Below are 23,109 nucleotides of genomic sequence, written 5' to 3'. Positions count from 1 at the left end.
ATCCTTCCTCATTCCGGTTGCCCGGGCGCGTTGCGTGAATCCGGCCATGCGCGCGGCAACGGACGTCGCGACAGGCGTGGCATGCGCATACCCCCCGGGCGGGTTGCGGGAGTAAAGTTCGCAGCAACGAGTATGCCGTGTGAGCGGCCCGGATGGGGCGCCAGAATGCGCAAAACCCCGCGCGCGGCGGGGTGTCGACGAAGGCGGGGGCGGCCTAGCGGAACAGGTACTCGACGGCCCATGTGATTCCCAGTCCGCCCGCAACCAGCCACACGTACAGGATCAGGCCGGTGGTCAGCGCTCGCGGTCCGGCTTCGCGAATCTGCGCGATCCGTGTTTCGATGCCGAGGGCGGTCATCGCCATCGTCAGCGCGAAGGTGTCGAGCAGGTTCAGCGTGGAGGTCGCGCCTTGCGGCAGCACGTGCAGCGAGTTGATCACGACGCAGCCGAGGAAGCCGAGCGCGAACCAGGGGATCGCGAGCTTGCGCGGGGCGTTGCCGGCGGCGCCATCGCTGCCGTCCTTCGCGCCGCGCGCCGCGCGATTCACCCACACACCGACCACCAGCAGCACCGGCACCAGCAGCATCACGCGGGTCATCTTGACAATCGTCGCGATGTGCGTCGCTTCCGGGCTCACGTTGCTCGCCGCGCCGACCACCTGCGCGACCTCGTGGATCGTGCCGCCGAAGAAGAGGCCGGCGCCGACCGTATCGAGATGCAGCCAGCCCGCGTTGAACAGCACCGGGTAGAGGAACATCGACAGCGTGCCGAACAGCACGACGCTGCCGACGGCCATCGCGCTCTTGTGCGGCTTCGATTGCAGCGTCGATTCGAACGCGAGCACGGCAGCGGCGCCGCAGATCGCGCTGCCGGCGGCCGTCAGCAGGGCCGTGTCGCGATCGAGCTTCATGATCTTCATGCCGGCCCAGGTGCCGATCACCAGCGTGCTGACGACGATCAGCACCGACTGCGCGAGGCCGGGCAGGCCGACGTGGGCGATTTCCTGCAGACTCACGCGCAATCCGAAGAACGCGACCGCGATACGCAGCAGCTTGCGCGCCGAGAAGTTGACGCCGGCCGCCCAGCTGGCCGGCATGCCGTCGCGCAGCGCGTTGCCGTAGATCGCCCCCGCGACGATGCCGACGATCAGCGGGCTCAAGCCCAGCCCGGCGATCGCCGGAATTGCCGCGATCCGCGTGACGGCGGCGGCGAACAGCGCGACGAACAGCACGCCATTGAGCTGGCCGCGCGTGGAGAGCGCCGGCGATGCGGCGGACGTGACGGTAAGCGGTGTGGTGGGTGTGGACATGATGGGGTGCCTGGCTGACTGACTGGCTTGAGTGGCTTCAACGGGGCTAATCCTAAATTAGATATAACGTTATGAGAAATCATGATTTAGAATGTAAAGTATCAGTTCAGCAGATATTTCAACGAGATGACCCCGGATCAACTTATAACGTTCGCCGCCGTCGCCGAGCATCGCAACATCAGCCGGGCGGCGGTGGCGCTGTATCTGTCGCAGCCGGCGGTGTCGGGCCAGTTGCGGCAGTTGCAGGATGAATTCGGCGAGCCGCTGTATCAGCGCGATGGCCGCGGCGTGCGTCTGACGCCGGCCGGCGAGCAACTGGCGAGCTATGCGGCTCGGTTGCGCGACACCTGGCGGCAGGCGCATGCGTACCGCGACGCGCTGCGCGGCCTCGAGCAGGGCACGTTGCGGATCGGCGCGAGCACGACGCCGGCGAGTTATCTGCTGCCATATCTGATCGCCGAATTCCATCGCCGCTATCCGCACGTGACCGTGCATACCGCCGACGGCAACACGACCGAGATCGTCGGCGCGCTCGGCGCGGTCGATATCGCAATGGTCGAGGGGCCGCCCGGCGACGATCTGCCGCCGGACACCGCGGTGCATGCGTGGCGCGAGGACGAAATCGTCGCGATCATGCCGCGCGCGCATCCGCTCGCGCAGCAGGCCGGCGACGGGCGCATCGGCCTCGCGGCCTTCGGCGCGTATCCGCTGGTGCTGCGCGAGGAGGGCTCGGGCGTGCGGCAGACCGTCGAGCGCGAGTTCGCGCGCGCCGGCGTGCCGATGCGCGTGGCGCTGGAGATCGCCGGCGTCGAAGGGGTGAAGGAAGCTGTGCGGGCCGGCATGGGCGTGGGCTTCGTGTCGGCGATGTCGATGCGGCATGAGAACGGCGCGTTGCGTTTGCTGTCGCTGAGCCCGGCGCCGCTGACGCGCCGGCTGTCGATTCTCGTGCCGCACGCGAGCGCGCCGTCGCGGGTGGTCGAGCAGTTTGTCGCGCTGTGTCTGGCGCAAGAGGGCGAGTAAGTCGCGTTTGTGCTCGCATGCCTGCTTTGCCTGGGGATTTCCTCTATGGCGCGCGGCGGCGCCCCCGCGCACTATTCGCGCATCGGAAGCGCCTCGGCGCTTTTTTTCGAAACGCTTTTGGAACCGGTTCCAAAAGCGAATTTCACAGCTGAAATGGGCGGATTCGACATGGTTGATGCAGTGGAGATCGCAATCGTCGCCAGCGCGTTCGGGATGGACGCGGTACGCGCGGACGGTCATCTGAAGTGGGCGCAAGCGGCGAAGCGGGCCGGCGCGGCGGGTTTCGAAGTGCGCCGCGAGCTGTTCGCGAGCGACGCGGACGCCGGCCTGCAACGGCTGCGTTCGCTGGGCGCGGCGCTGGCCGATCTCGGGCTGTGGTCGGTGTTCTCGACCCCGGCGGCGCTGTACACCCCGCAAGGCCGGCTCGATAGCGACGCGCTGCGTCTCGCGCTCGGCGAAGCGGCTGCGCTGGGCGCGCGCTTCGTCAAGCTGCAGTTGGGCGGCTTCGCCAGGAATGCCGAGGGTGCCGCGCTTGCCGCGCAGTTGGCAGAAGGGACGCGCGGCGCGCATCCCCGGCTCGTCGTCGAAAACGGGCAACTGGCCGAGGGCGGCTCGCCCGCGCAGTTCGTCGGTCTGTTCGACGCGCTCGCGCGCGAAGGCCACGCCGGCGTGCTCGGGATGACCTTCGACATCGGCAACTGGGCATGGCTCGACGTGGCGCCGCTCGAGGCGGCCGCGCGGCTCGCGCCGCACGTCGAATACATCCACTGCAAGACGGCCGCGGGCGAGGGCGCGCGGCGCTTCCCCGTCGCGCCGGCCGAGGATGACGCATCCTTTCGCGCGGTGCTCGAGCGCCTGCCGCGCGATGTGCCGCGCGGCATCGAGTTTCCGTTCGACGCGAGCCGGATCGACGCGGATGCCGCGCATTACGTCCACTGGCTCGCACGGATTCAGGCGGCGGCGAGCCGTGCGTGAATCGCCGGTCCGGCACACGAAACAACCCGCAGCCCCCGCACCAGAAGCACGACCCGAAGCGCCACCCAGGAGCCCCCACATGACTCACCCGCACCCAGCCCTCGACGTCATCACCTACGGCGAAGCGATGGCGATGTTCGTCGCCGCCGAAGCCGGCCCGCTCGCGGGCGTCGGGCACTTCACGAAGCGCGTCGCCGGCGCCGATCTGAACGTCGCGATCGGCCTGTCCCGACTCGGCTTCAGGGTGGGCTGGATGAGCCGCGTCGGCGACGATTCGTTCGGCCGGTACGTGCGCGACACGCTGACGAAAGAGGGCATCGACCAGCGCTGCGTGAGCACCGACACCCGCTATCCGACCGGCTTCCAGTTGAAGTCGAAAAACGACGACGGCAGCGATCCGGCGGTCGAATATTTTCGCAAGGGCTCGGCGGCGAGCCATCTGTCGCTCGACGATTACGTCGCCGATTACGTGCTGTCCGCGCGTCATCTGCATCTGACCGGCGTCGCGCCGGCGATTTCGGCGAGCTCGCGCGAACTGGCGTTCCATCTGGCGCGCGAAATGCATGCAGCGGGCAAGACGATCTCGTTCGACCCGAATCTGCGCCCGACGCTATGGCCGTCGCGCGCGGCGATGGTCGAAGGATTGAACGCACTCGCCGCGCTGGCCGACTGGGTGCTGCCCGGCATCGGCGAGGGCGAGATCCTGACCGGCTATACGCAGCCGGAGGACATCGCGAAGTTTTATCTGGAGCGCGGCGCGCGCGGCGTGATCGTCAAGCTCGGCGCGCAGGGCGCGTACTACCGCACCGCGGCCGATGCCGCCGTGATCGCCGGCCAGCCGGTCGCGAACGTGGTCGATACGGTGGGCGCGGGCGATGGCTTCGCGGTCGGCGTCATCAGCGCGCTGCTCGAAGGCCGCACGCTCGCGCAAGCCGTCGCGCGCGGCAACCGGATCGGCGCGCTCGCGATCCAGGTGATCGGCGATTCGGAGGGATTGCCGAGCCGCGCCGAACTCGATGCGCTCGAACTGGCCGAGGTGCCGGGCGTCGCGAGCGCGGCCTCGGCGTGACGTGAGTCGAGCCGAAGTTGAGCCGAAGTTGAGTTTGAGTTGAATCCACACCGGATGTGGCCCGAACGGAGCGACGAACGCGTCGCAAGCGCAACGACTGCCACTCCGCCGGCCGCATCGGCAGCAGCCATCGACAACAACAGGAGCGCCCGCAGCGCGCCCACCCTTTTTCATCATTGTTTCGGGACGCCGTAAAAGGAGACACCCATGACCTCATCGCTTGCGATTCGCCGCTGGTGGACGATCATGCCGATCGTGTTCATCACCTACAGCCTCGCGTATCTGGATCGCGCGAACTTCGGCTTTGCGTCGGCAGCCGGCATCAACCAGGACCTCGGCATCAGCAAGGGGCTCGCGTCGCTGATCGGGGCGCTGTTTTTCCTCGGCTATTTCTTCTTCCAGATTCCGGGCGCGATCTACGCCGAGCGCCGCAGCGTGAAGAAGCTCGTGTTCTGGAGCCTGATCCTGTGGGGCGGCTGCGCCGCGCTCACCGGCATGGTCAGCAATATCCCGTCGCTGATGGTGATCCGCTTCGTGCTCGGCGTCGTCGAAGCCGCGGTGATGCCGGCGATGCTGATCTTCATCAGCAACTGGTTCACGAAGCGCGAGCGTTCGCGTGCGAACACGTTCCTGATTCTCGGCAATCCGGTCACGGTGCTGTGGATGTCGGTCGTGTCCGGCTATCTCGTGCATTCGTTCGGCTGGCGCGAGATGTTCATCGCCGAGGGCGCGCCCGCGATCATCTGGGCGATCTGCTGGTGGTTCCTCGTCAAGGACAAGCCCGAGCAGGTGTCGTGGCTCACGCAGCAGGAAAAGGACGACCTCGCGCAGACGCTGCGCGCCGAGCAGGCCGCGATCAAGCCGGTGCGCAATTACGGCGAGGCCTTCCGCACGCCGGCCGTCGTCAAGCTGAGCGCGCAGTATTTCTGCTGGAGCATCGGCGTGTACGGCTTCGTGCTGTGGCTGCCGTCGATCCTGAAGAACGGCTCGTCGCTCGGCATGGTCGAGACCGGCTGGCTGTCGGCGCTGCCGTATCTGGCCGCGACGATCGCGATGCTTGCAGCTTCGTGGGCATCGGATAAACTCAACCGCCGCAAGGTGTTCGTGTGGCCGTTCCTGCTGATCGGCGCGGTCGCGTTCGCGGCGTCGTACGCGCTCGGCTCGTCGCACTTCTGGTTCTCGTATGCGCTGCTCGTGATCGCGGGCGCCGCGATGTACGCGCCGTATGGCCCGTTTTTCGCGATCGTGCCGGAGCTGCTGCCGAAGAACGTCGCGGGCGGCGCGATGGCGCTGATCAACAGCATGGGCGCGTTGGGTTCGTTCGTCGGCTCGTACGTGGTCGGCTATCTGAACGGCGCAACCGGATCGCCGGCGGCATCGTATGCATTCATGAGCGTGGCGCTCGTCGCCGCGGTGATCCTGACGCTCGCCGTCAAGCCGGCCGCCGCCGAACGACGTGACCCCGCTCGCTCCCCCGTCGCAAGGAAAATAAGCTGATGAAGAAGATCGTCGCCTGGAAGTCGCTGCCCGAGGATGTGCTCGCGTATCTGCAACAGCATGTGCAGGTCGTGCAGGTCGATCCCGCGCGGCACGATACGTTCGTCGCCGCGCTGCGCGATGCCGATGGCGGCATCGGCGCGAGCGTGAAGATCACGCCGGCGATGCTCGAAGGCGTGAGCCGGCTCAAGGCGTTGTCGACGATCTCGGTCGGCTACGACCAGTTCGACGTCGACGACCTCACGCGCCGCGGCATCGTGCTCGCGCATACGCCGGACGTGCTGACCGAATCGACCGCCGACACCGTGTTCTCGCTGATCCTCGCGTCCGCGCGCCGCGTGGTCGAGCTGGCCGAGTGGGTCAAGGCGGGACGGTGGCGCGCGAGCATCGGGCCCGCGCAATTCGGGCTCGACGTGCAGGGCAAGACGCTCGGCATCGTCGGGCTGGGGCGAATCGGCGGCGCGGTCGCGCGGCGCGCGGCGCTCGGTTTCAACATGAAGGTGCTGTACACGAACCGTCATGCCAATCCGCACGCTGAACAGGCCTATCGCGCGCGGCGCGTCGAGTTGCCCGAACTGCTGGCGAGCGCGGACTTCGTCTGTCTGCAAGTGCCGCTCACGCCGCAGACGAAGCATATGATCGGCGCGGCCGAGCTGCGCGCGATGAAGAAGAGCGCGATCCTGATCAACGCGTCGCGCGGCGCGACCGTCGACGAGCCGGCGCTGATCGAGGCGCTGCAAAACGGCACGATTCATGGCGCGGGCCTCGACGTGTTCGACACCGAACCGCTGCCGGCCGACTCGCCTCTCTTGAAAATGCCGAACGTGGTCGCGCTGCCGCATATCGGTTCGGCCACGCATGAGACCCGTCATGCGATGGCACGCAATGCGGCGGAGAATCTGGTCGCCGCGCTCGACGGCACGCTGACGACCAACATCGTCAATCGTGACGTTCTGAAAAAGTGACGCGGCACGAGGCGCTGGCATGAGCGATGAGCCGATGAGCACGACGCCACCAGGCACGCCACCCGCCGCGCCGCGCCGCGCGACGATCACCGATGTCGCGCGCGAAGCCGGCACCGGCAAGACCAGCATCTCGCGCTATCTGAACGGCGAGATGAGCGTGCTGTCGCCCGAGCTGCGCGCGCGCATCGAGGCCGCGATCGCGCGGCTCGACTATCAGCCGAACCAGATGGCGCGCGGCCTGAAGCGCGGCCGTAACCGGCTGATCGGCATGCTGGTCGCCGATCTGACCAATCCGTATTCGGTCGAAGTGCTGCAAGGCGTCGAGGCCGCGTGTCACGCGCTCGGCCTGATGCCGCTGATCTGCCATGCGGCGAACGAAGTGGAGATGGAGCGGCGCTATCTGCAACTGCTGACGACGTACCGCGTGGAAGGCGTGATCGTCAACGCGCTCGGCGTGCGCGAGGAAACGCTGCGGCCGGTCGGCGGCGGCGGGATTCCGGCGGTGCTCGTCGATCGGCAGGTCGAAGGGCTCGTCGCCGATATGGTCGGGCTCGACAATCGCGCCGCCGCCGGACTCGGCACGCGGCATCTGCTCGAGCAGGGCTTCGAGCATATCTGGTTCGTCGTTCAGCCGTTCGAGCGGGTCAGCTCGCGGCAACTGCGGGTGCAGGCGTTCGATCACGCGATGCGCGCGCATCGCGGCGTGAGCGGTCACGCGCGCGGCCATACGCTGGTGCTGAATCTCGCGGATGCGGCCGACGTCGAGCGCAGCCTCGCCGGGCTGGACCGCGCGATCGATGCGGTAAGCAGCGGCGCTAGCGATGGCTCCGGCGGTCGTGGTGAACGCGGCGCGGACACGCCCGGCGCCCCCGCCCGCGTCGCGCTATTCGCGGCCAATGCGCCGGTCGCGCTGTGTCTCGCGCTGCATCTGAAAGCGCGTTATGGCGCGCACTGGCAAACCCGCGTCGCGCTGCTTTCCATCGACGACCCCGACTGGGCCGAACTCGCCGGCATCACGACGATCCGTCAGCCGACTTACGAGATCGGCTATCGCGCGGTCGAATTCCTGTACGAGCGCATCGAGGGCGCGCAGACGGACGCGCGCGACTGCCTGCTGGCTGGCGAACTGATCGTGCGTGCATCGACTTCGCGCTGATCCGCGTTCAATCTGCGATCATTCGGGGCTGCGGCGCGCAGCGGTTGCGCGCCGGTGATCGCCGGAAAACCCGGCAAGGAAACTCATGCTCGTCGCACCACTTACGCTTGCGAGCCTCGTGCTCGCCACGCTCGTCGTCGCCGCTTTACCGTTCCTGATCTATCGCCAGTTACGTCAGCCGCTCGCGCTCAGGCCGCGCGACGCGATCGCCGGCGTCGCGGTGTTCGCGCTGTTCGCGATGGTGATCGAGCGCGCGCTGCACGACTACCTGCTGCGCGGCAACGACGCGACGGCAGCGTTCCTGTCGCATCCGCTCGCGTTCGTCGTCTACGGCGCGCTGGCCGCGGGCGTCTGCGAGGAAGTGGGGCGGTTCCTCGGCATGCGGTTGCTCATAAAGCGGGCGATGGCGCGCCCGGCGGCGAACCGGGGCGCGAGGGCCAGCGTCAAGCCGGAGGCCGGCGCTGACGCCGGCACGAGCGGCACGCGCGCCTACGCCGATGCGCGTACCGCCGCGTTGCGCGCCGACGATGGTGCCGCGCTCGGTTACGGTCTCGGCCACGGTGGCGCGGAAGCATGGATGGTCGGCGTGCTCGTGCAGCTCCAGTGGATCGTGTTCGCGATCCTCGAAAACCGCGGCCGGCTCGACGATTACCTCGGCAACCTGCCGGGCGAATCGGTGATGCGCGTGCATCTGATTCTCGCGAGCCTGACGCCGCAACTGGCCGGCATCTTCGCGCTCGAGCGCGTGGCGGCGCTGGTGTTCCAGATCGGTTTGTCGGTGCTGATGTGGCGCGGCGTGCGGGCCGGCTCGCGCGGCATCCTGCCGCTCGCGATCGTGCTGCACGCGTTGATCGACGTGCCCGCCGCGATGTCGCAGGCACGGCTTCTGCCGCTCGAGGCGGTCGATACGATATATGCGGTGGCGGCGGTGTTCGTCGCGGGATGGCTGATGCGGACTTACAGGCGGCCGGCCGCGGCGTGAGGTAGGCATCGGGCGCGGAGCGGGTCCGTGTCGGGTCCGGACCGGGCTCACCTGCCTCGCTATCCCGCAAGCCTTTCTCTAAAATGCGCCTACGTTTCAGGACCCCCTTCAGGATCCCCATTTTCCGGCGGCCTTCATGGAAGCATACCAATACGACTGCGCGCACCCTGAGTTCGACGAGCTCGCGCGCGTCATCAGCGATCTGTTTCCCGAGCAGACGCAGTTCACCGAGCGCGCGGCCGAAGACGGCACACCCGCGCTGACGATTCACTGGGTCGCGATGCGCTTCGGCTCGACCGCGCGCCGCATCGTGATGACGGTCGCGATCGCGCCGGCGGCGCTCGCGCGCTATCGCGCATTGCCGGCCCGGTTGCGCGGACGCAGCTTCGCGGTGTTGCGCGCGTATGTCGAAGCGAGCCTCGGCTCGCTCGAGGAAATGTATGCGAACGGCGAAGCGGTGCCGCGCGAGGTCACGGTCGATCTCGGCGACGAGTTCGCCTGATGCCTGTATGGCGGACTTAAATGGCTTGAAGCGGACCGAGGCCCCTCAGTCCGCGCGCCGGTAGACCTTCGCGAAGCGCGCGGCCTGCACGACGCCGTAGTCGCCCGGCGCGTATTGCATGACCCAGTCTCCGGCCGCGCCGTGCAGCACGTCGCCGCCGTCCGCGGAGCGCGCGAGCGAGAACGCTTCGTTCATCTGGCGAGCGAGCACGACGGCCGGGCGATTACGATAGGTGCCCGGTTCGCCGTGAGCGACGGCGGCGTTGGCGGGCACGTATTTGGCGTCGAAGCGCCCACGCGACACGACCCAGCGCTCGCCGGTCGAACCGGTGATCAGCGCGTCGCCGTGCACGTAGCGGTTCGGGCCTTCGAGGCTCATCAACTGGCCTTCGGCGGCGGCGAATTCGACGCTTACCGTTTCGTCCTTGACGACGCGTTGCGCGTGCGGATCGTCACGCAGATCGAGATTCCTGAGTTCGGTCATGAAGCGGGAGGGTGGTTGGAGGGGGGCGTGGCGTTGCTGTAGATCCATTGTGCGTCCGCGCCCCGAATCATGCCAGACGAATGGGCCGAGCGGGGGCCCGACATACACGCCCGGCACGCGCGAGCACCGCACTGCGCCCGCGCGCGCATACCGCCTTCCAGCCCGCAACACCCGACACCGAAGCAGCCACGCCCGCAACGCGGCAACCCGCGCCGCGGGCGCGCTTTCGTTACGGCTTCACGGTTGCGTCGCTAGCCGGCTCGGCTGCCGGCTTGCTGCTCTTGCCCTTGCCGTGATGGCCGCGATGGTGGTGGGGGCCTTCGGGGCCGCCCCGATGGAACGTCGCATCGGCGAGCTTCTTCTGCTCCGGCGACAGGCTGCCATACAGCGGATCGAATGCATCGACCAGCTTCTTCATGCCGTCTGCATGCGCCTGCGCGATCTCCGCGTACTGCTTCATGTCGTCGAGCGCGGTCACGTTGGTGGCCGCCTTGCGCTGCTGGAACAACTGGCCCATCGTTTCGCCGTTGCTGCGCATCACGTCGGCGAAGGTCTTCCATTGCGCTTCCTGGGCCGGAGTGATCTTCAGTTGCGCGTGCAGATAGGCGATGCGGTCTTCGACGTTGCGCTCATAGCCGGCCTTGGCCGCAGGGGCCGAAGCGGTATTTTCCGGCGCCGCCGCGGGCGTGGAAGCCTGAGCAAACGCGCCGCCCATCGAAACGGCGGTAGCCAGCATAACCAGTGCTTTTTTCATCGAAACTCCTGATGTCTGTTCGTATTGGGACAAGGCGCGCACGGACGGTCCCCACGCGCCGAGAGCGAATAGCGGCGCACGGCGAGCCGCTGCCGTATTCGCCCGTCGCCGCTATTAGTAACACGATATTCCTACAATATGGTTCCAGCGCGACAAACGCTTACAACCGAAACGAAAGGGAAACGGGCCGCCGGCCCGCCGATGCGCTCCGCTTGCGGCAACTTATGGCCACTCCACGATGTGCCGCCTGACTGTCATCAACTGTCGCGACAGCGCGCCGCCGCGCGCGAAGTCGCGCGATAATCCGCGACATCTTCAGCCAACCTTGTTTCCCTTCGATGAGACCTCCGCGCCTCGATCAGCTCGACGACCTCGACCGCAACCTCGTTGCGCTGCTGCAAGCCAACGCCCGCGAAAGCGTCGCCAATCTCGCGCGCCAGTTGGGCGTCGCGCGCACCACGGTGATCGCGCGCATCGCGCGGCTCGAGCGCAGCAACGTGATCGCCGGCTATAGCGTGCGGCTCGGCCAGGACGTGCTCGATTCGAGCATCGTCGCGTACGTCGGCATCATCATCGCGCCGAAGTACGGGCCGGCCGTGCAGAAGCGCCTCGCGAAAATGCCCGAGGTGCAACTGCTGTGCGCGGTGAGCGGCGAGTTCGACTATGTGGCGTGGCTGCGCGCCGATTCGCCGGACCGGCTCAACGACCTGCTCGATCAGATCGGCGGTCTCGAAGGCGTCGAGCGCACCACGACGTCGATCATTCTCGCGCGCAAGATCGATCGCGGCACGGTGTGAGATCGCGCCCGACCCGTCCGCCCCGGCACATTCGTTAACACCTTTTTTACGATATTTCGACGAAACGTTCGGCGCATTCGTCATAACGTCGAAGTTCATGGTCATATCGCAGCATTTTGCGCGTATGAACCGTTTTTACTTCTCCCTAAACTGTTGCTCAGGGGTTCGGCCCGCGGGCGCCGCGCGGTACGCGCGGCGCCCTTCTGAAGCTCGACACAGGCACACGGATAACAAGGAGAAGCACATGAAAGTAGCGATCGTTGGCGCAGGTTTGATCGGTCACACCATTGCTCATATGCTGCGCGAGACGGGCGACTACGAGGTCGTCGCGTTCGACCGCGATCAGCACGCGCTCGACAAGCTCGCCGCCCAGGGCATTCCGACGCGCCGCGTCGATTCCGCCGACGCCGCCGTGCTGCGCGCCGCGATTCAGGGCTTCGACGTGCTGGTCAACGCGCTGCCGTACTACCTCGCGGTGAACGTCGCGTCGGCCGCGAAGGGCGCGGGCGTGCATTACTTCGATCTGACCGAGGACGTGCGCGCCACCCACGCGATCCGCGCGATCGCCGATGACGCCGACCACGCGTTCATGCCGCAGTGCGGTCTGGCGCCGGGCTTCATCGGCATTGCCGCGCACGAGCTCGCGAACCGCTTCACGGAAATCCGCGACGTGAAGATGCGCGTCGGCGCGCTGCCCGAGTTCCCGACCAATGCGCTGAAGTACAACCTGACGTGGAGCGTCGACGGTCTGATCAACGAGTACTGCCAGCCGTGCGAAGCAATCCGCGACGGCCGCACGCAGTGGGTGCAGCCGCTCGAAGGCCTCGAGCATTTCTCGCTCGACGGCACGGAATACGAGGCGTTCAATACGTCGGGCGGGCTCGGCACGCTGTGCGAAACACTGTCGGGCCGCGTCGAATCGCTCGACTACAAGTCGGTGCGCTATCCGGGGCATCGCAACCTGATGCAGTTCCTGCTCGAAGACCTGCGCCTGTCGAGCGATCGCGATACGCTGAAGACGATCATGCGCCGCTCGGTGCCGTCGACCGCGCAGGACGTCGTGCTGGTGTTCATCACGGTGAGCGGCATGCGCGACGGTCAGCTCGTGCAGGAAGTGTTCACCCGCAAGATCTTCGCGAAGACCGTCTGCGGCGTGCCGATGAGCGCAATCCAGATCACCACCGCCGGCGCGATGTGCGCGGTGCTCGATCTGTTTCGCGAGCGCAAGCTGCCGCAAAAGGGTTTCGTGCGTCAGGAGCAGGTGTCGCTCGGCGATTTCCTCGCGAACCGCTTCGGCAAGCTGTACGAAGGGCAGTCGCTGGAAGCGGCGGCGACGGTTTGAATGGCTCGACGCTGTAGTGGAAATGCCCCGCCTGGCGGGGCATTTTTTTGCGCGTCGTTCGGTCATCAGCCGACGATTCGCGCGACCAGCGCATCGTAATCCGCGGCCGTCGGCGCGGTATTGTCGAACATCAGCAGACCGTCGCGGACCGCGCCGTCCGGCACGAAGCGGCGCTGCCGGTATTCGTCCCAGTGCGCGAGCTTGTAGGCGTCGTTCGGATTCGCGCGCGCGACGATCCGCTGCCGCGCGGTCTCTTCCGACGTATGAACCCACACGACGCGCGGCGTCACGTCCGTCGACACGCCGAGCCATCGATGATCGAAGAGCTTCCTGTCGCGCACTTCGCGCGACAGCGGTCCGACCACGAGCGCGCTCACGCCGAGTTCGAGATTGTCGCGCGCGGTGTCGATGAGACCGCGATATTCGGGGTCGCGCAGATGCTGCAGGAACAGCGGGCTGTCGCGGTCGCCGGGGTCGCCGGTCAGCATCGCCATCGCGGCGGCGCTGTAGCCGCCGTACAGCGTGTCCTTGTCGAGCAGGCAGAAGGGGGTGCCGGCCGCTTTCATCAACGGGCCGATCAACTGTTTCGCGAGGGTGGTCTTGCCGGTTCCCGCGTGACCGCAAAAGAAAACCAGCAAGGTCACGAAGACTTGTCCTCAGCCACGGGCGCGGGGGAGGCGGGGGCAGCGGGGTGTTGCGGATCGCGCGCGAACTTGCCGTTGGTCTCGAGCCACATCACGTTGATGATGCCGAAGCCCAAGGCCACGCCCACGCCGAGAATCCAGGTGAAGTACCACATCGCAAGTCTCCTTGAGCGCGCGTGCGGCAGCGCGGGTCGAAATGCTGGCGGACGAACGCGGCGCGCCGCCGGCGCGGCCCCGTTTCCAGCGATCATGAAGAAGAACGCCGCGCCATGCAAGAGGCGCGGCGTTCGCCCGAGCGATCCGGCGGGCAACCGGTGCGGCGCCTGGCTGAACTACCTGGCTGGCGGAACGCGCGCGCGTTGCTATCATGCATGGCAGTCAAGCGGACGATCGCGCCACAACACCGGAGAACCAGCATGCCGATGCGCCTGTCTCGCCGCGGCCGGGCCACCCGGATTTCCGCGTTCGCCTCCGCCGCCCCCTCCGTTGGCACCCCGGTTGACACCCTGGTCAGCGTCCTGGCCGCCACCTTGACTGCCGCATTCACCGCGTTCGCGATACTCACGCTCGCCGGCTGCGCGTCGGCGCCGGCCGAGCCGGTCCCGTTCAAGCCGGTGCCGGCCGGGCGCATCGTCAAAGCCGGCTATACGCAAGCGGGCCCAGGACTCGTCGCGGTCGACGTGCGGCGCGAGCGTTCACGCGACGTGATCGTGCGTTTTCGCGATGCGCTCGTTTATATCGACGGCGAGCGCGTGACCGACCTGATGAACGGCGAGCACGTGGTCTTCTATCTGCCGCCCGGCGCGCATCGCATTGGCGTGTCGACGCAGTTCGACCCGGTCGTCGAGCTGAACTTCATGGTGACGGCCGATCCGCGCTACACGAATCGCGCGTCGGTGACGTTCAACGACGATCACCGCATCGGCCTGCACCGGGTCGCGCAATAGCATGCCGTTCGCGCACGTCGTTCACATCGGGTGTTCACACGGGATGCTCATAATTAACAATTCGATACGCGCAGTGCGCCCGCGGCGCCTTAACATGGCGGCTCATACAACCGGTGCCGACGCGCGCTTATCCGTTAAATGCAGGCCGGATGCCCGACTTATGCAACGCTTACGCAACCATTGCATAACGCTTGCGCATGAGCGCGGCCCTGTCTGTTCTGCTTGCAAGGTAACTCGAACATGCTGATCAATTGCGCCGCCTACCAGGACGGCCGGAAGCTCGCTGACATCGATATCGACAGCATCAGCGACTACGTCGCGCGCCCTGAGTGCTTCGTCTGGGTTGCGCTGAAGGATCCGAGCCCCGAAGAGCTCGCGGGGATGAAAGACGAGTTCAACCTGCACGAACTCGCGATCGAGGACGCGCAATACGGCCATCAGCGGCCGAAGATCGAGGAATACGGCGATTCACTGTTCACCGTGATGCATACGGTCGAGATGGACGACAACGGCGAACTGACGATCGGCGAGATCGACGTGTTCGTCGGCGCCAACTATGTGCTGTCGGTGCGCCGCGGCACGCGCACCGGCTTCCAGAACGTGCGCGCGCGCTGCGAGCGCGAGCCGCATCTGCTGAAGGAGGGCTCGGCGTTCGTTTTGTATGCGCTGATCGACGACGTGGTCGACCGTTATTTCCCGGTCATCGAGGCGATGAGCACCGAGCTCGAAGCGCTCGAGGACCGCATTTTCGAAAAGAACGATTCGGCGGCCTCGCGCGCGATCGTGCAGGATCTGTACTCGATGAAGCGCCGGCTCGTGATCCTGCAGCACCATATCGTGCCGCTGCAGGAAGCAGTCGGCAAGCTGACGGGCGGCCGCATTCCGAGCGTCTGCGCGGGGATGCAGGCGTATTTCCGCGACGTCTACGACCACCTCGAGCGGATCGTCCGGACCATCGAGGGCCGGCGCGAAATCGTCGTGACCGCGGTGCAGGTGAATCTCGGCATGATCTCGCTCGCCGAGAGCGAGATCACCAAGCGGCTCGGCTCGTTCGCGGCGCTGTTTGCCGTGCCGACGATGATCGCCGGCATCTACGGGATGAACTTCGAGCGGATCCCCGAACTGCATTTCAAGTACGGCTATCCGGTCGTTCTGCTGGTCATGGTGGTGATCGATCTCGTGTTGTACGGGCGCTTTCGCAAGGCCGGCTGGCTGTAGTTTGCAACGGGCGGCAACCTCGCCACGCACGGACTGAGCGAGGGGGACCCGGTGCAGTGCAACACCGCGAGTCGTTGACATTCCAGAAGGCTTGCGTCGAGAATAGGCCTCGCAAACGTTTGCGCGTCAAAAAAATACGGCTCGCCCGCGAGCCTGACAACCTTGGAGATACGCATGAGCCATTGGATCCGTCGCCGCATGCTTGCCGTCGCAGTTCTCGCCACCGCCTCCGCCGTCCTGCCTTTTTCCGCCGCGTACGCTCAGAACGCGCCGGCTCATAAACCCAAGGTCGCGCTCGTGATGAAGTCGCTCGCCAACGAGTTTTTCCTGACCATGGAAAACGGCGCGAAGGACTATCAGAAACACAACCCCGGCCAGTTCGACCTGATCACGAACGGCATCAAGGACGAAACCGATACCGCGAACCAGATCCGCATCGTCGAGCAGATGATCGTCTCGAAGGTCGATGCGATCGTGCTCGCGCCGGCCGATTCGAAAGCGCTCGTGCCGGTCGTGAAGAAGGCGGTCGACGCGGGCATCATCGTCGTCAACATCGACAACCGGCTCGATCAGGACGTGCTGAAGTCGAAGGACCTGAACGTGCCGTTCGTCGGTCCGGATAACGCCAAGGGCGCGCAGAAGGTCGGCGACTACCTCGCGAAGCGGCTGAAGTCGGGCGACGAGGTCGGCATCATCGAAGGCGTGTCAACCACCACCAACGCGCAGCAGCGCACCGCGGGCTTCAAGGCGGCGATGCAGACGGTCGGCGCGAAGGTCGTATCGGTGCAATCGGGCGAATGGGAAATCGACAAGGGCAACGCGGTCGCGTCGGCGATGCTCAACGAGTATCCGAACCTGAAGGCGCTGCTCGCCGGCAACGACAACATGGCGATCGGCGCGGTCTCGGCCGTGCGCGCGGCCGGCAAGCAGGGCAAGGTGCTGGTGGTCGGCTATGACAACATCAACGCGATCCATCCGATGCTGAAGGACGGCCGCGTGCTCGCCACCGCCGACCAGTACGCGGCGAAGCAGGCCGTGTTCGGCATCGATACCGCGCTGAAGGCATTGAGCGAAAACAAGAAGCAGTCGCAGTTGTCGGGCGTGGTCGAAACGCCGGTCGACCTCGTGACGAAGGACACGCTCAAGTAAGCGGACAAGTGGGCGCGGCGCGCCCGGCGTGCACCGCGGGCCGGGCCAAAAACCCGTCGCGGCAGCGGCGCGGCAACCCGCCGATCCGTATTTATTCAACAAACGCTCAAGAAACCCGCCGCGCCGCCGTTAATGTCAGAGATAAACGTCATGACGGCGGCCGCGCGGTGAGAGGAAGCGCGGCGATGAGCGCCCGCGCATTCCGCGCGCATTTCGCGCATTGAGCCGGCATGACTCGTGGCCGCCAGGCGGGTTCGCTGGGCAAATTCGTTGGGCAAGCCCGACGAACCGCGAGAGCGCCACGGAACCAGGATCGCAATGGATTCAACCGATCACGACGCGTTGCCCGTCGTACTGTCCGTCAGCGGCATCGGCAAGACCTATGCCGAGCCGGTGCTCGCCGACGTCTCGCTGTCGCTGCGCGCCGGCGAGGTGTTGGCGCTGACCGGCGAGAACGGCGCGGGCAAGAGCACGCTGTCGAAGATCATCGGCGGGCTGGTCGAGCCGAGCACCGGTACGATGCGTCTCGCCGACGCGCCGTACGTGCCGGCGAGCCGCACCGAAGCCGAAGCGCTCGGCGTGCGCATGGTGATGCAGGAGCTCAATCTGCTGCCGACCCTGTCGGTGGCCGAGAATCTGTTCCTGAACCGGCTGCCGCGCGCGGGCGCGTTCAGCCTCGGCTGGATCGACCGGCGCCGGCTGCGCGAGAACGCGCGCGAGGCGATGGCGCAGGTCGGGCTCGATGCGATCGATCCGGACACGCTGGTCGGCGAACTCGGCATCGGTCATCAGCAGATGGTCGAGATCGCCCGCAACCTGATCGGCGACTGCCGCGTGCTGATCCTCGACGAGCCGACCGCGATGCTGACCGCACGCGAGGTCGATCTGCTGTTCGAGCAGATCGAACGGCTGAAGGCGCGCGGCGTCGCGCTCGTCTATATCTCGCACCGGCTCGAGGAGCTGGCGCGGGTCGCTGAACAGGTCGCGGTGCTGCGCGACGGGCGTCTCGTGCACGTCGATGCGATGGCGAACCTGACGAGCGACCAGATCGTCACGTGGATGGTCGGGCGCGAACTCGGCGAGCACATCGATCTCGGCGAGCGCAACATCGGCGCGCCGCTGCTGAAGGTCGACCGGCTCTCGCGCGGCAAGGTCGTGCGCGACGTGTCGTTCGAGGTGCGCGCGGGCGAGATTTTCGGCGTGAGCGGCCTGATCGGCGCGGGCCGCACCGAGCTGATGCGGCTGATTTACGGCGCCGACCGGAAGGACGGCGGCAGCGTGTCGCTCGCCGCGACGCCGGGCGCGCCGCCCACGCCGGTACGGATCGACACGCCGGCCGACGCGGTGCGCGCGGGCATCGCGCTGATCACCGAGGACCGCAAGGGCGAAGGCCTGTTGCTGCCGCAGCCGATCGCGGCCAACGTGTCGCTCGGCAATCTCGGCAGCGTCGCGCGGCGCGGCCTCGTCGACGCGCGGCGCGAGAACGCGCTCGCGCAGCGGCAGATCGACGCGATGCGGATTCGCAGCTCGGGGCCGGGACAGATCGTCGGTGAGCTGTCGGGCGGCAACCAGCAGAAGGTCGTGATCGGCCGCTGGCTCGCGCGCGAATGCCGCGTGCTGTTGTTCGACGAACCGACGCGCGGCATCGACGTCGGCGCGAAGTTCGATATTTACGGCCTGATGGGCGCGCTCGCCCGCGACGGATGCGCGCTCGTGATGGTGTCGAGCGATCTGCGCGAGCTGATGCTGATCTGCGACCGGATCGGCGTGATGTCCGCGGGCAGCATGACGGGCGTGTTCGAGCGCGCGAGCTGGACCCAGGATGCGCTGCTCGCGGCCGCGTTCGCCGGCTATCGCAACCGCGACGCGCTGCTGCATACGCACAGCGCCAACGAAGCAGGGAGTCTGTCATGACCGATCGATCGTGGCGCGAAACGGCGGGCGGGGAGCCGGGCGGCCAGCAAGGTGGAGCGCAAGCCGCGCCGCCCGCCGACCCGTCGGCGCCGCTCGCGAGCGGCAAGCCGGCCGGCACGCGGCTCGGCTTTTCGAACTACCTGGGCCTCGCCGGCGCGCTGCTCGCGATGATCGTGCTGTTCTCGCTGCTGAGTTCGCACTTTCTGACCTACGACACGTTCAGCACGATCGCGAACCAGATTCCGGACCTCGTCGTGATGTCGGTCGGGATGACCTTCGTGCTGATCATCGCGGGGATCGACCTGTCGGTGGGCTCGGTGCTGGCGCTGGGGGCGTCGGTGGTCAGCGTGGCCGCGCTGAAATGGGGCTGGGGGCCGTTGCCGTCGGCGCTGTGCGGCGTCGCGGTCGCGGCGCTGACCGGCACCGTGACCGGCGCGGTGACGGTGGGCTGGCGGATTCCGTCGTTCATCGTGTCGCTCGGCGTACTCGAAGCGGCGCGCGGCCTCGCGTATCAGATGACCAATTCGCGCACCGCCTACATCGGCGACGCGTTCGACTTCCTGTCGAACCCGATCGCGCTCGGCATCTCGCCGGCCTTCCTGATCGCGGTCGCGGTGATGGTGATCGCGCAACTGGTGCTGACGCGCACGGTGTTTGGCCGCTACCTCGTCGGCATCGGCACGAACGAGGAGGCGGTGCGGCTCGCGGGCGTCAATCCGCGGCCTTACAAGGTGATCGTGTTCGCGCTGATGGGCGCGCTGTCGGGGCTCGCGGCGCTGTTCCAGATCTCGCGGCTCGAGGCGGCCGACCCGAACGCGGGCGTCGGCATGGAGCTGCAGGTGATCGCGGCGGTCGTGATCGGCGGCACCAGCCTGATGGGCGGCAGAGGGTCGGTGATCAGCACGTTTTTCGGCGTGTTGATCATCTCGGTGCTGGCGGCGGGACTCGCGCAGATCGGCGCGAACGAGCCGACCAAGCGGATGATTACCGGCGCGGTGATCGTGGTGGCAGTGGTGCTCGATACGTACCGCAGCCGCCGCAAGCGCGCGTGATGGAATGGTGTGGCGCGGGTGTGGCCCTGGCGCCGCGGCCGGCGGGAAAAACAGGCCGCAACGGTTTTTGCATGGGATAACAGGTTATGGCGACGATCAAGGATGTAGCAGCCGTGGCAGGCGTGTCGTTCACGACGGTATCGCACGTGGTGAACAACTCGCGGCCGGTGTCGGCCGATGTGCGCGCGAAAGTCGAGCACGCGATCCGTCAACTGCACTATGTGCCGTCGGCGGTCGCGCGCTCGCTGAAGGCGCGCGCGACCGCGACGATCGGACTCGTGGTGCCGAACAGCACGAATCCGTATTTCGCCGAGCTCGCGCGCGGCATCGAGGACGGCTGCGCGCGCAACGGTTACTGCGTGTTCTTCTGCAACTCCGACGATGACCCCGCGAAGCAGCGCAACTATCTGCGCGTGCTGCAGGAAAAGCGCATCGACGGGCTGATCGTCGCGTCCGCCGGCGACGACGCGGTGCTCGCGCAGACGCTCGCCGACGCGCACGAACCGCTCGTCGTGGTGGACCGCAATATCGAGGGGCTCAACGCGGACCTCGTGCAGATCGATCACGAAAAGGGCGCGTATCTCGCGACCCGCCATCTGCTCGAGCTCGGACACGTGCGCATCGGCTGCATCACCGGGCCGGTGCAGACCGCGGTCAGCGCGATGCGCGTGCACGGCTTCATTCGCGCGATGGCCGAGCGCGGCATCGAGATTCCGGCCGAGGCGATCGTCGAAAGCGATTTTTCGGGGATGGGCGGGCATCGCGCGGCCGCGCAACTGTTCGACACAGTCAAGCCATCGGCGATTTTCGCGGGCAACGACATGATGGGCATCGGCGCGCTGCGCGCGGCGGCGGAGCGCAATATCAGCGTGCCGCGCGACTGCTCGATCATCGGTTTCGACGACATCGAGCTCGGGCGCTTCACGTTCCCGTCGCTGTCGACGGTCGGTCAGTCGGTGCGCGCGCTCGGCGACATGGCCGCGCAGACCTTGATCGAGCGCATTGCCGCGGCCTCGGCGGCCAACAGCGTGCGCGCGCCGGCGCGCCGGCGCGTCGTGTCGCCGCGGCTGATCGTGCGCGAATCGACCGCGACCTGGGCCGGCGAAGGGCGGCGGAATCTGGCCGCGTGATGGGCATGCGTGGGCTGCCGTTGATCGTTGTTCCAGCAACGTCGTAATCATCCACCGCAACAGCATGCATGGAGGACCGTCGTGCGAAAGAGTGTCGGTCGACACTTCGCTGCTGCCATCGTTGCGGCGCTGCTGGTCTCGAATCTTCTGCCCCGGGTGACTGCGGCGACGGCCGCGACCGAACCGGAGGATGTTCCCGCCGGCGATATGTGCGGGCATGTTCAGAACCGCGCCGTTCATGCGTTGATTGCATTGCCCGGGGACGGAACCTTCTCGGTCGATTCCGTCCGCGACGAGCCCGGCAAGCTCACCTGCGTCTGGTCGGCGCTGAAGACCGGCGCGCCAGCCAACTCGGCGCCCGATGCGACGCTGACGATCGATCTCTACCATTTTTCGAACGTTGCCCGGGCGCGGACCGAACTTCGCGGCTTCGGGGTCACGCCGCACGCGCCGCAGCGCGTCCAGACCGACAGCGCGGACGACGAAATCATCCAGATTTCGCCGGGCACGAAGGCGGCGCGTCACGGCGTGGAAATCGCGGTGGCCCGTGCAACGGTGCCGCAGTCCGTTTCGAGTCTTCCCGACTGGGATGCGCGCTTCGAGGCGTTGACCCTGGCCGGCAGCGGCGCCCATGTGCCGGCGCCGCCGGAGCCGGCCAAAGCCGTCCACGATGCGCCGTCGCCGGCCGTCGCGCCCGATGCCTGGCATCCCCCGGAACGTCTTCTGCCGGCCCGCAGCGCGATGTTCGTGCCAATCGTGCACGTGATGTGGTGGCTGACGCACTGGCGTTTCGAATTCGTGCCGGTCGCGATATTGTCCTCGTTACTCATCGGCATGATCGCGATCCGCCAGCGCCGCTTCGTGATCCTGTGGCTTGCAGTCGTCATCGCCGGTTACGCGCTGGTGAACGTGATCATCGGCCCGGATTGGGTCGTGGCGCTCATCTATCACTTCGGCAGTCAGGCTCAGGCGACCGTCACCGGTACGTTTCCGACCAACGACGTCTATAACAATCAGAATGTCGTCGGCTATCACATTTTGATTCGCCCCTCCGGCGGCGCCGTCATCGAAGCCACGTTCAGAAGCGACGACTTCAACGTTTATCCGTCGCGAAATGCCACCCGCTACCCCGATCGCGGCGATGTCTTCACCGTCCGGTATCTGCGCGGCTATCCGGAGGATTTCGTGATCGTCCGCAACGACGGGAGTCCGTGGAGCAACAGGCTGCGCTGCGAAGACCTGGCAATCAAGGCTGATCGGGCCGACCAGGAGGCGAGCTTTGCGCCGGAGAATCCGGCCTTCCGGCAGGCGACTCAAGCCGCACATGCCGCGTTGCAATCGGCTGGATGTCAGGTCGACAATGACTCGAACTGACGCCCCGTCGCAAGGCGACTTGCTCATGTCTGGACTGGATGCGCGACCGACGCGTCACGGGGCGCGCATGGGCGGCAAGCGGGGATGGCCGGAAAGCGCGTGAAACAGCAATCTCTACCCCCGCATGCAATGGAGGACAGGTAAGTGGCAAACAACGAAACGCGCTCGCGCGTGACGGTGGTCGGCAGTCTGAACATGGACCTCGTGGTGCGCGCGCCGCGTCTGCCGCAGCCGGGCGAGACGCTGGCCGGCCGCACGTTCGCGCAGGTCGCGGGCGGCAAGGGCGGCAACCAGGCGGTCGCGGCCGCGCGGCTCGGCGCGTGGGTGTCGATGCTCGGCTGCGTCGGCGCCGACGCGAACGGCGCGCAGTTGCGCGCGGACCTCGAAGCGGAAGGCATCGACTGCGCGGCGCTGGAGACCGGCACACAGCCGAGCGGCGTCGCGCTGATCGTGGTCGACGATGCGAGCCAGAACACGATCGTGATCGTCGCGGGCAGCAACGGCGAAGTGACGCCCGAGACGATCGCGCGTCACGAGGCGGCGCTCGCCGCCGCGGACGTCGTGATCTGCCAGCTCGAAACGCCGCCGGCGTCGGTACGCGCGGCGCTCACCGCGGCGCGGCGGCTCGGCAAGACCGTGATCCTCAATCCCGCGCCCGCCACCGGGCCTTTGCCGGCCGACTGGCTGCCGCTGATCGACTATCTGATTCCCAACGAACTCGAAGCCGCCGCGCTGAGCGGCCTGCCGGTCGATTCGCCCGACGACGCGGCGAAGGCCGCCGCGGCGCTGCGCGCGCAACAGGCCTCTTATCGTTCATTTCGCGCTTTGCC

At 66.9% G+C, this 23,109-nt stretch carries 23 protein-coding genes; 18 read left to right on the top strand and 5 right to left on the bottom strand.

All coding sequences use genetic code 11. The annotated features are described in order from the left end of the window. Window positions 1-214: 214 nt before the first annotated feature. Complete coding sequence (locus tag QM685_RS15785) at window positions 215-1,309, bottom strand: YeiH family protein (protein ID WP_415117305.1); 1,095 nt, start codon at window positions 1,307-1,309, stop codon at window positions 215-217. Between the two features lie 126 nt (window positions 1,310-1,435). Between QM685_RS15785 and QM685_RS15780 the strand changes: the two genes are divergently transcribed. The 8 genes from QM685_RS15780 to QM685_RS15745 all read left to right on the top strand — a co-directional run bounded on the left by QM685_RS15780 (window position 1,436) and on the right by QM685_RS15745 (window position 9,475). Then, window positions 1,436-2,329 carry a LysR family transcriptional regulator gene (locus QM685_RS15780; RefSeq protein WP_415117304.1) on the top strand — a complete coding sequence of 298 codons (894 nt, stop codon included), beginning with the start codon at window positions 1,436-1,438 and terminating at the stop codon, window positions 2,327-2,329. 168 nt (window positions 2,330-2,497) lie between these two features. After that, window positions 2,498-3,304, top strand: coding sequence for a sugar phosphate isomerase/epimerase (locus QM685_RS15775; protein ID WP_415117303.1), 807 nt, complete (start codon window positions 2,498-2,500; stop codon window positions 3,302-3,304). Window positions 3,305-3,383: 79 nt separating this feature from the next. Beyond that, a complete protein-coding gene (locus QM685_RS15770) occupies window positions 3,384-4,373 on the top strand; it encodes a sugar kinase (RefSeq protein WP_415117302.1) in 990 nt (329 codons plus the stop codon). A 207-nt stretch (window positions 4,374-4,580) separates the two neighbouring features. After that, the gene (locus tag QM685_RS15765; protein ID WP_415117301.1) at window positions 4,581-5,870 is read left to right on the top strand and encodes an MFS transporter; all 1,290 of its coding nucleotides are present in this window, start codon (window positions 4,581-4,583) and stop codon (window positions 5,868-5,870) included. Continuing rightward, window positions 5,870-6,835, top strand: coding sequence for a 2-hydroxyacid dehydrogenase (locus QM685_RS15760; RefSeq protein WP_415117300.1), 966 nt, complete (start codon window positions 5,870-5,872; stop codon window positions 6,833-6,835). The genes QM685_RS15765 and QM685_RS15760 overlap by 1 nt, the downstream gene beginning before the upstream one ends. A 34-nt stretch (window positions 6,836-6,869) precedes the next feature. After that, on the top strand, window positions 6,870-7,991 hold the full coding sequence (locus QM685_RS15755) for a LacI family DNA-binding transcriptional regulator (protein ID WP_415117506.1): 1,122 nt from the start codon (window positions 6,870-6,872) through the stop codon (window positions 7,989-7,991). 85 nt (window positions 7,992-8,076) lie between these two features. Then, window positions 8,077-8,973, top strand: coding sequence for a YhfC family intramembrane metalloprotease (locus tag QM685_RS15750; RefSeq protein WP_415117299.1), 897 nt, complete (start codon window positions 8,077-8,079; stop codon window positions 8,971-8,973). 136 nt (window positions 8,974-9,109) lie between these two features. Beyond that, window positions 9,110-9,475, top strand: coding sequence for a DUF3022 domain-containing protein (locus tag QM685_RS15745; protein WP_415117298.1), 366 nt, complete (start codon window positions 9,110-9,112; stop codon window positions 9,473-9,475). 45 nt (window positions 9,476-9,520) lie between these two features. Here QM685_RS15745 and QM685_RS15740 read toward each other — a convergent pair whose 3' ends face one another. Together QM685_RS15740 and QM685_RS15735 are read right to left on the bottom strand one after the other, a co-directional pair. Next, on the bottom strand, window positions 9,521-9,958 hold the full coding sequence (locus tag QM685_RS15740; RefSeq protein ID WP_415117297.1) for a PGDYG domain-containing protein: 438 nt from the start codon (window positions 9,956-9,958) through the stop codon (window positions 9,521-9,523). Window positions 9,959-10,187: 229 nt separating this feature from the next. Further along, the gene (locus tag QM685_RS15735; RefSeq protein ID WP_415117296.1) at window positions 10,188-10,712 is read right to left on the bottom strand and encodes a Spy/CpxP family protein refolding chaperone; all 525 of its coding nucleotides are present in this window, start codon (window positions 10,710-10,712) and stop codon (window positions 10,188-10,190) included. A gap of 338 nt (window positions 10,713-11,050) precedes the next feature. On the opposite strand from QM685_RS15735, the gene QM685_RS15730 reads away from it, so the two are divergent. Then, complete coding sequence (locus QM685_RS15730; RefSeq protein WP_233830395.1) at window positions 11,051-11,509, top strand: Lrp/AsnC family transcriptional regulator; 459 nt, start codon at window positions 11,051-11,053, stop codon at window positions 11,507-11,509. A 244-nt stretch (window positions 11,510-11,753) separates the two neighbouring features. Next, window positions 11,754-12,851, top strand: coding sequence for a saccharopine dehydrogenase C-terminal domain-containing protein (locus QM685_RS15725; RefSeq protein WP_415117295.1), 1,098 nt, complete (start codon window positions 11,754-11,756; stop codon window positions 12,849-12,851). Between the two features lie 65 nt (window positions 12,852-12,916). Here the strand turns inward: QM685_RS15725 and QM685_RS15720 are convergent, their stop codons facing one another. Together QM685_RS15720 and cydX are read right to left on the bottom strand one after the other, a co-directional pair. After that, a complete protein-coding gene (locus tag QM685_RS15720) occupies window positions 12,917-13,495 on the bottom strand; it encodes an AAA family ATPase (protein ID WP_415117294.1) in 579 nt (192 codons plus the stop codon). Beyond that, window positions 13,492-13,650, bottom strand: coding sequence for a cytochrome bd-I oxidase subunit CydX (gene cydX / locus QM685_RS15715; RefSeq protein WP_415117293.1), 159 nt, complete (start codon window positions 13,648-13,650; stop codon window positions 13,492-13,494). Before cydX ends, QM685_RS15720 begins: the two co-directional genes overlap by 4 nt. A 375-nt stretch (window positions 13,651-14,025) precedes the next feature. Between cydX and QM685_RS15710 the strand changes: the two genes are divergently transcribed. The 8 genes from QM685_RS15710 to QM685_RS15675 all read left to right on the top strand — a co-directional run. Then, window positions 14,026-14,442: a hypothetical protein gene (locus tag QM685_RS15710; protein ID WP_415117292.1), complete on the top strand. Its 417-nt coding sequence runs from the start codon at window positions 14,026-14,028 to the stop codon at window positions 14,440-14,442. Between the two features lie 240 nt (window positions 14,443-14,682). Further along, window positions 14,683-15,660 carry a magnesium/cobalt transporter CorA gene (gene corA, locus QM685_RS15705; protein ID WP_415117291.1) on the top strand — a complete coding sequence of 326 codons (978 nt, stop codon included), beginning with the start codon at window positions 14,683-14,685 and terminating at the stop codon, window positions 15,658-15,660. Window positions 15,661-15,834: 174 nt separating this feature from the next. Beyond that, the gene (locus tag QM685_RS15700; protein ID WP_415117290.1) at window positions 15,835-16,809 is read left to right on the top strand and encodes a sugar ABC transporter substrate-binding protein; all 975 of its coding nucleotides are present in this window, start codon (window positions 15,835-15,837) and stop codon (window positions 16,807-16,809) included. Between the two features lie 318 nt (window positions 16,810-17,127). Beyond that, window positions 17,128-18,723 carry a sugar ABC transporter ATP-binding protein gene (locus QM685_RS15695; RefSeq protein ID WP_415117289.1) on the top strand — a complete coding sequence of 532 codons (1,596 nt, stop codon included), beginning with the start codon at window positions 17,128-17,130 and terminating at the stop codon, window positions 18,721-18,723. Beyond that, a complete protein-coding gene (locus QM685_RS15690) occupies window positions 18,720-19,775 on the top strand; it encodes an ABC transporter permease (RefSeq protein ID WP_415117288.1) in 1,056 nt (351 codons plus the stop codon). Before QM685_RS15695 ends, QM685_RS15690 begins: the two co-directional genes overlap by 4 nt. An 86-nt stretch (window positions 19,776-19,861) precedes the next feature. Then, window positions 19,862-20,905, top strand: a complete 1,044-nt coding sequence (locus tag QM685_RS15685; RefSeq protein ID WP_415117287.1) for a LacI family DNA-binding transcriptional regulator — start codon at window positions 19,862-19,864, stop codon at window positions 20,903-20,905. 81 nt (window positions 20,906-20,986) lie between these two features. Further along, window positions 20,987-22,279 (top strand): hypothetical protein, encoded by a 1,293-nt coding sequence (locus tag QM685_RS15680; protein WP_415117286.1) that lies wholly within the window; start codon window positions 20,987-20,989, stop codon window positions 22,277-22,279. A 144-nt stretch (window positions 22,280-22,423) separates the two neighbouring features. Beyond that, the coding region (locus tag QM685_RS15675; protein ID WP_415117285.1) for a ribokinase at window positions 22,424-23,109 on the top strand (686 nt) is incomplete at its 3' end.

This window comes from Paraburkholderia sp. (assembly GCF_047605525.1).
Classification (GTDB): Bacteria; Pseudomonadota; Gammaproteobacteria; order Burkholderiales; family Burkholderiaceae; genus Paraburkholderia.
This window is presented reverse-complemented; position numbering and strand designations above follow the sequence as displayed.

What these genes read in the sequence shown, in the direction of transcription:
- QM685_RS15785 (WP_415117305.1), bottom strand. Translation starts at nt 1,309, where the DNA reads ATGTCCACACCCACCACACCGCTTACCGTCACGTCCGCCGCATCGCCG.
- QM685_RS15765 (WP_415117301.1), top strand. Translation starts at nt 4,581, where the DNA reads ATGACCTCATCGCTTGCGATTCGCCGCTGGTGGACGATCATGCCGATC.
- QM685_RS15750 (WP_415117299.1), top strand. Translation starts at nt 8,077, where the DNA reads ATGCTCGTCGCACCACTTACGCTTGCGAGCCTCGTGCTCGCCACGCTC.
- QM685_RS15735 (WP_415117296.1), bottom strand. Translation starts at nt 10,712, where the DNA reads ATGAAAAAAGCACTGGTTATGCTGGCTACCGCCGTTTCGATGGGCGGC.
- cydX (WP_415117293.1), bottom strand. Translation starts at nt 13,650, where the DNA reads ATGTGGTACTTCACCTGGATTCTCGGCGTGGGCGTGGCCTTGGGCTTC.
- QM685_RS15755 (WP_415117506.1), top strand. Translation starts at nt 6,870, where the DNA reads ATGAGCACGACGCCACCAGGCACGCCACCCGCCGCGCCGCGCCGCGCG.
- QM685_RS15760 (WP_415117300.1), top strand. Translation starts at nt 5,870, where the DNA reads ATGAAGAAGATCGTCGCCTGGAAGTCGCTGCCCGAGGATGTGCTCGCG.
- corA (WP_415117291.1), top strand. Translation starts at nt 14,683, where the DNA reads ATGCTGATCAATTGCGCCGCCTACCAGGACGGCCGGAAGCTCGCTGAC.
- QM685_RS15770 (WP_415117302.1), top strand. Translation starts at nt 3,384, where the DNA reads ATGACTCACCCGCACCCAGCCCTCGACGTCATCACCTACGGCGAAGCG.
- QM685_RS15730 (WP_233830395.1), top strand. Translation starts at nt 11,051, where the DNA reads ATGAGACCTCCGCGCCTCGATCAGCTCGACGACCTCGACCGCAACCTC.
- QM685_RS15685 (WP_415117287.1), top strand. Translation starts at nt 19,862, where the DNA reads ATGGCGACGATCAAGGATGTAGCAGCCGTGGCAGGCGTGTCGTTCACG.
- QM685_RS15725 (WP_415117295.1), top strand. Translation starts at nt 11,754, where the DNA reads ATGAAAGTAGCGATCGTTGGCGCAGGTTTGATCGGTCACACCATTGCT.
- QM685_RS15695 (WP_415117289.1), top strand. Translation starts at nt 17,128, where the DNA reads ATGGATTCAACCGATCACGACGCGTTGCCCGTCGTACTGTCCGTCAGC.
- QM685_RS15780 (WP_415117304.1), top strand. Translation starts at nt 1,436, where the DNA reads ATGACCCCGGATCAACTTATAACGTTCGCCGCCGTCGCCGAGCATCGC.
- QM685_RS15690 (WP_415117288.1), top strand. Translation starts at nt 18,720, where the DNA reads ATGACCGATCGATCGTGGCGCGAAACGGCGGGCGGGGAGCCGGGCGGC.
- QM685_RS15745 (WP_415117298.1), top strand. Translation starts at nt 9,110, where the DNA reads ATGGAAGCATACCAATACGACTGCGCGCACCCTGAGTTCGACGAGCTC.
- QM685_RS15775 (WP_415117303.1), top strand. Translation starts at nt 2,498, where the DNA reads ATGGTTGATGCAGTGGAGATCGCAATCGTCGCCAGCGCGTTCGGGATG.
- QM685_RS15740 (WP_415117297.1), bottom strand. Translation starts at nt 9,958, where the DNA reads ATGACCGAACTCAGGAATCTCGATCTGCGTGACGATCCGCACGCGCAA.
- QM685_RS15700 (WP_415117290.1), top strand. Translation starts at nt 15,835, where the DNA reads ATGAGCCATTGGATCCGTCGCCGCATGCTTGCCGTCGCAGTTCTCGCC.